The following is a 4719-nucleotide window of genomic DNA, read 5'->3' as shown; positions in this document are numbered from 1 at the left end:
GCGCTTTCCGCCCGCTAAGCGCTGCTGTTCACGCTTCACCCTGGCGGCGGCAATCGCGCCAGGGTGAGTGCCTGCCTCCATTAACTCATCCCAACAGGTGGTGTAGCGTCTTGAGCGGTGCTCACAGCGCAGCTGCCAAGGCGCGTCGGCGTCAGTCATCCCAAAGCGCAGCGTGCCTTGCCCCATCTTCTGATTAATCTCGTCTACCGCCTTCATCAAGTGAGGGTGCGCCTTGGTGGTTGGCTGTAGCAGAGAGAGCTGATACTGCTGTGCATCCACCAAGTCCAGCAGCATCACGCCTGCCTTCATAAACTGAAAGCCAGGGCGATACATCTGGTCGAGCCCTTCGCGAACGGCTTCCAGAATGACGCGAGTATCGTCGGTGGGCGCTTCAAGCGGAATCATCGCGCTAGGCGACAGCTGGGGCTGGTCCTTGCGGTGGCGGTTGGTGTTTAAAAACAGTAGGACGGCGCGGGCAAGGCTGCCTTGCTGGCGCAGTTTTTCGGCACTGCGCTGGGCGTGGCGGCGCAGCGCCGCGTGAAGCTCCTCTTTCACGCCGGTGGTTTTACCAAACGAGCGTGAGGTCATGATGCGTTGGCGAGGCTGCTCAACGGCATTCAACTCTAGGCAGGGCGTACCGCGCAGCTCTAAGGCGGTGCGGGCTAGAACCACCGAGAAGCGTTTGCGTAGCCGTTTGGGGTCGTGCTCCCGCAAATCCCAGGCGGTGCGAATGCCGCTGACCGCTAATCGTTCGGCAAGGCGCCTGCCCACTCCCCACACATCGCTTACCGGCAGCTGTTTCAGCACTGCCTGGGTGGTAGCGCTTTCACCGTGGAGTAAACACACTCCTGCGTAGTGAGGCTGTTTTTTGGCTAGGTGATTGGCGAGCTTCGCCAGCGTATGCGTAGGGGCCAGCCCGATACACACCGGAAGCCCCAAATAGCGACGAATGCGGCGGCGCAGTGCTGTGCCCAGCGCTTGGCACTGGGTATCACTGAGACCATCCAGATAAATAAACATCTCATCAATCGAGTAGGGGGCCACTTCGGGGCACGCATCGCGCAGCAGCTGGGCAAGCCTCGCTGACATATCGCCGTACAGCTCGTAGTTAGAAGAGAGCAGGTGGATTACCCCGCGGCGGCGTAGCCCCTCTAACTGGTATGCGGGCGTGCCCATGGCGATCTCCATGGCTTTCATCTCTGCTGAACGGGCAATCACGCAGCCGTCGTTATTCGACATCACGCCAACGGGTTTGCCTTCCAACGCCGGATTGAACACCCGCTCACAGGAGACGTAAAAATTATTGGCATCCACCAGCCCGATCACGGCAGATACTCGTGAATCACCGCGCGCACCACGCCCCATAGCTGGCAGTCGGTACCTTCCAGGGGCAGCGGCGGATAGTGGGGATGGGCCGAGCAGAGGTGCGGCGTGCCGCGATGCAGCGCATAGCGTTTGATTAGCACTTCTTCATCCAGCATGGCGACCAAAATATGCCCTAGGCGCGGCGTGACGCTGCGGTCGACGACCAGTAAATCACCGTCAAAGATGCCCCAACCCTCCATGCTGTCCCCTGTCGCGGTGAGGTAAAACGTTTGGGTAGGGTGCTTGATCAGCCGCGCATTGAGGTCGAGAGTGCGCGGCTCGTAATCTTGGGCAGGAGAGGGAAAGCCGCTAAAGCCTGCACGGCCTGTGAGCAGAGGAAAAGGCAGCGGCTGAGAAGTTAACGGCAAGGCTGTCGCAACCACGGTTGTTGCAAGATGGATGGGTTGAGACGGCATCGTCGGCATCCTCATGAATAAATAGTGTGTTTATGTACAGTATATTTAAACAGTATTTATTCATGGGGGAGAAATTGCAAGCGCTGCCCTCAGCGGGCTAACCATAGCCCCACGACTAGGGCGCTCACGACAGTAATAAAGAACACAAGGTTGCGGGCGCGGGTATCGCGGCGAGGTTTCATGGCAATCTCTCCAATCAGAATAAGAAAAGCGTTGTGGCCCATGGCCGCGTAAAAGCAGCACAAGCGCTGCGCTGAGCATGGTAACGTTTGCGCCTAAGAGCGTCATCTGACGCGCCGGATTTTCGCTGTGAGATACCCATTTATGAATGACTCTTCCCGAGCGGGCACGACCCCTCAGCCGCTTTCCTTGTCTGATGGGCGGCTAGCGGCGCTGAGCTGGGGGCGTAGTGACGCGCCCACATGGCTAGCGCTGCATGGCTGGCTGGATAACGCCGCCAGCTTTTCACGCTTAGCCCCGCAGTTGGTGAACGCGCTGGATATTCGCATCGTGGCGATCGATTTTCGTGGCCACGGGCTCTCAGCCCATGCCCCTGCTGGCAACGACTACGCGCTATGGGATTACACCCATGATGTGCTGGATGCCATGGAGGCGCTAGGCCTTGAGCAGACCACGCTGCTGGCGCACTCGATGGGGGCAGCGGTTTCCTGCCTGCTGGCCGCAGCGCTGCCTGAAAAAGTAGCCCGCTTAATTTTGATAGATGGTTTAGGCGCGTTGAATACACCCGCTGAAGAGACGGCAAGCCAGCTACGCAAAGGCATTATCGCCCACCGGCGGCCGCCTTCCCGCGCGCCCCGCTACCTAGATATTGAGAGTGCCGTGGCGGCCCGCGTCGCAGGTGGTGTCACGCCGCTGGATAGCCTCACTGCTACACCGTTAGTGGAGCGTAATACCCAGGCCACCGCCGATGGCAAAGTACAAATGCGTACCGATAGCCGCCTGCTCAAGCCCTCGCTGGTGCGCTTTACACCGCAGCAGGTGCTGGCCGTTTTGGCTGAGATCCAAGCCCCCGTGCTATTAATAGAAGGAGAGCAAGGGATTTTGGGCGAGCGCGCCTGGGCAGCCCAGGCAAGGCAGGCGGTGCCGCGACTCACCCGGCACGTGCTGGCAGGTGGCCACCATCTGCATTTGGAACCACAGGCCGTTGAGCGTGTGGCCGAGGTGATTTGCTTAGAAGGATGCACGACCAGTTAACGTTGCATCAAAAGAAAAGCGCGTGCGTATGAGACGCCATGCCACAAAGGAGGGGCAGAACGTGGTCAGCCAATTAACGGGGAGGACGCTGGGCGGTGGCAATAAAGTAGCGCTGGTGCTCGGTAGCGGCGGTGCTAGGGGCTATGCGCATATTGGCGTGATTGAAGCGCTGGAGGCGCGTGGTTTCGAGATTATTTCGATTGCCGGATGCTCCATGGGGGCGCTGATCGGCGGCATTTACGCCTCGGGCAAGCTGCCGGAGTACCGGGAGTGGGTGTGTAACCTTGATTACTTGGACGTGCTCAAGCTGGTCGATGTGACCTGGAGCCCCATGGGGGCGATGCGTGCCAACAAAGTGATGAGCAAGCTGGAGGAGCTAGTGGGCGACCGGCTGATTGAAGACCTGCCCATTCCAGTGACCACCGTGGCCACCGACCTCGTGCGCCAGCGGGAAGTATGGTTTCAAAACGGCCCGCTGCTACGCGCCATTCGCGCCTCGATTGCGGTGCCAGGGGTGATTACCCCCGTGCACATTGGCGAACAGGTACTGGTGGATGGCGGGTTACTCAACCCGCTGCCAATGATGCCAGTGTTGGCTGCCCATGAGGCGGATTTCGTGGTGGCGGTGAACGTCACCGCTCACAGCCCGCAGCCGGTCACGCTAGAGGAGCTGCTGCCACAAGAAGAGAGTAGCGACAGCCGCACCGCCCTGGAGCGGGACCGCGACGCCAATATTGGCGGCTGGATGGAGGAGGTGCGCGCGACCACGCGGCGGCTATGGGGTGGCCTAGGCGGCAGCAGTGAAGAGAGCGACGACGATGAAACAGTAGACCTGCGCGGCAAGCGCGAGTGGGGCAAGCTGGATATGATTCTGGAATCGTTTGATATTACCCAGGCAGCGCTGGCGAAATATAAGGTAGCCGGCTACCCACCGGATGTGCTGATCGAAATTCCTAAAACGGTATGCAGCACCTACGAGTTTCACCGGGCGAAGGAGCTCATCCGCTTAGGCCGCCATTTGGCCGATGAAGCCTTGGAGCGGCGCATGCCTAGCATTGCCTCTGACGCTACTAAATAAACAACATGAATTACTGGCCGCGTTTGCGCAGCAGAATATACACCGCCCCGGTGCCGCCATCGATATCAGTGGCGGAGCAGAACGCCAGCACGCCGGGCCACTCGCGCAGCCACGCGTTGGTGTGGCTTTTCAATACCGGGAAATCAGACGTGGTGCCCCACGCCTTGCCATGTACCACCAGCACGCAGCGCAGCCCCTGGCCGGCGGCATCGCGCAGGAAGCTCTCTAGTTCCAGCCGCGCTTCTTCCAGGGTATAGCCGTGCAGATCCAACCCCGCCTGCCACACCGTTTGGCCACGCTTGAGCTGGCTAAACGTGCGCCAGGGCAGATCGGGCACGCTGAACTCCAGGTACTCTGACGGCCGCACGGCTTCTACACGGCCATCGGAGGTGCGCCCGCTGGTTTGCAGTGTATTGCTCTCTACCGCCGCTCGGCGGCGCGCTTCGCTGGCGTCTGACTGGCGTTTGGGCTTACCGGGGTCGGCTTGGTTCGTGGCAATACGGCGTACGCCTGCCGCCTGCAGCGCTTGGCGAAAGGCACTGATATCGTCATCGTTGGGCAGGTGTCGCGTCATGGTCGGCTCGAATCAACTAAGTAGTGGTGAAAAAGGGGCGGTGGATAGAAAATGCTAAGGCGAGACAGTAT

5 protein-coding genes are annotated in these 4719 nt (G+C 59.9%); 2 read left to right on the top strand and 3 right to left on the bottom strand.

Going from position 1 to position 4719, the window contains the following annotated elements:
* Together BIS10_RS17440 and BIS10_RS17435 are read right to left on the bottom strand one after the other, a co-directional pair.
* On the bottom strand, positions 1-1326 hold a 1326-nt coding region (locus tag BIS10_RS17440), incomplete at its 3' end, for a Y-family DNA polymerase (protein ID WP_253507201.1).
* On the bottom strand, positions 1323-1781 hold the full coding sequence (locus tag BIS10_RS17435; protein ID WP_213262259.1) for a LexA family transcriptional regulator: 459 nt from the start codon (positions 1779-1781) through the stop codon (positions 1323-1325). The genes BIS10_RS17440 and BIS10_RS17435, both read right to left, overlap by 4 nt.
* Before the next feature lie 324 nt (positions 1782-2105).
* On the opposite strand from BIS10_RS17435, the gene BIS10_RS17430 reads away from it, so the two are divergent.
* Entirely contained in the window at positions 2106-2996 is an 891-nt protein-coding gene (locus BIS10_RS17430; protein ID WP_253507198.1) for an alpha/beta fold hydrolase, read from the top strand.
* A 28-nt stretch (positions 2997-3024) separates the two neighbouring features.
* The gene (locus tag BIS10_RS17425; protein ID WP_253507195.1) at positions 3025-4074 is read left to right on the top strand and encodes a patatin-like phospholipase family protein; all 1050 of its coding nucleotides are present in this window, start codon (positions 3025-3027) and stop codon (positions 4072-4074) included.
* A 10-nt stretch (positions 4075-4084) separates the two neighbouring features.
* Here BIS10_RS17425 and BIS10_RS17420 read toward each other — a convergent pair whose 3' ends face one another.
* Positions 4085-4648, bottom strand: coding sequence for a Smr/MutS family protein (locus tag BIS10_RS17420; RefSeq protein ID WP_253507192.1), 564 nt, complete (start codon positions 4646-4648; stop codon positions 4085-4087).
* Positions 4649-4719 lie beyond the last annotated feature (71 nt).

Source organism: Halomonas sp. 707B3 (assembly GCF_024158645.1).
GTDB lineage: Bacteria > Pseudomonadota > Gammaproteobacteria > Pseudomonadales > Halomonadaceae > Vreelandella > Vreelandella lionensis.
This window is presented reverse-complemented; position numbering and strand designations above follow the sequence as displayed.

What these genes read in the sequence shown, in the direction of transcription:
- BIS10_RS17435 (WP_213262259.1), bottom strand. Translation starts at nt 1,781, where the DNA reads ATGCCGTCTCAACCCATCCATCTTGCAACAACCGTGGTTGCGACAGCC.
- BIS10_RS17430 (WP_253507198.1), top strand. Translation starts at nt 2,106, where the DNA reads ATGAATGACTCTTCCCGAGCGGGCACGACCCCTCAGCCGCTTTCCTTG.
- BIS10_RS17420 (WP_253507192.1), bottom strand. Translation starts at nt 4,648, where the DNA reads ATGACGCGACACCTGCCCAACGATGACGATATCAGTGCCTTTCGCCAA.
- BIS10_RS17425 (WP_253507195.1), top strand. Translation starts at nt 3,025, where the DNA reads ATGAGACGCCATGCCACAAAGGAGGGGCAGAACGTGGTCAGCCAATTA.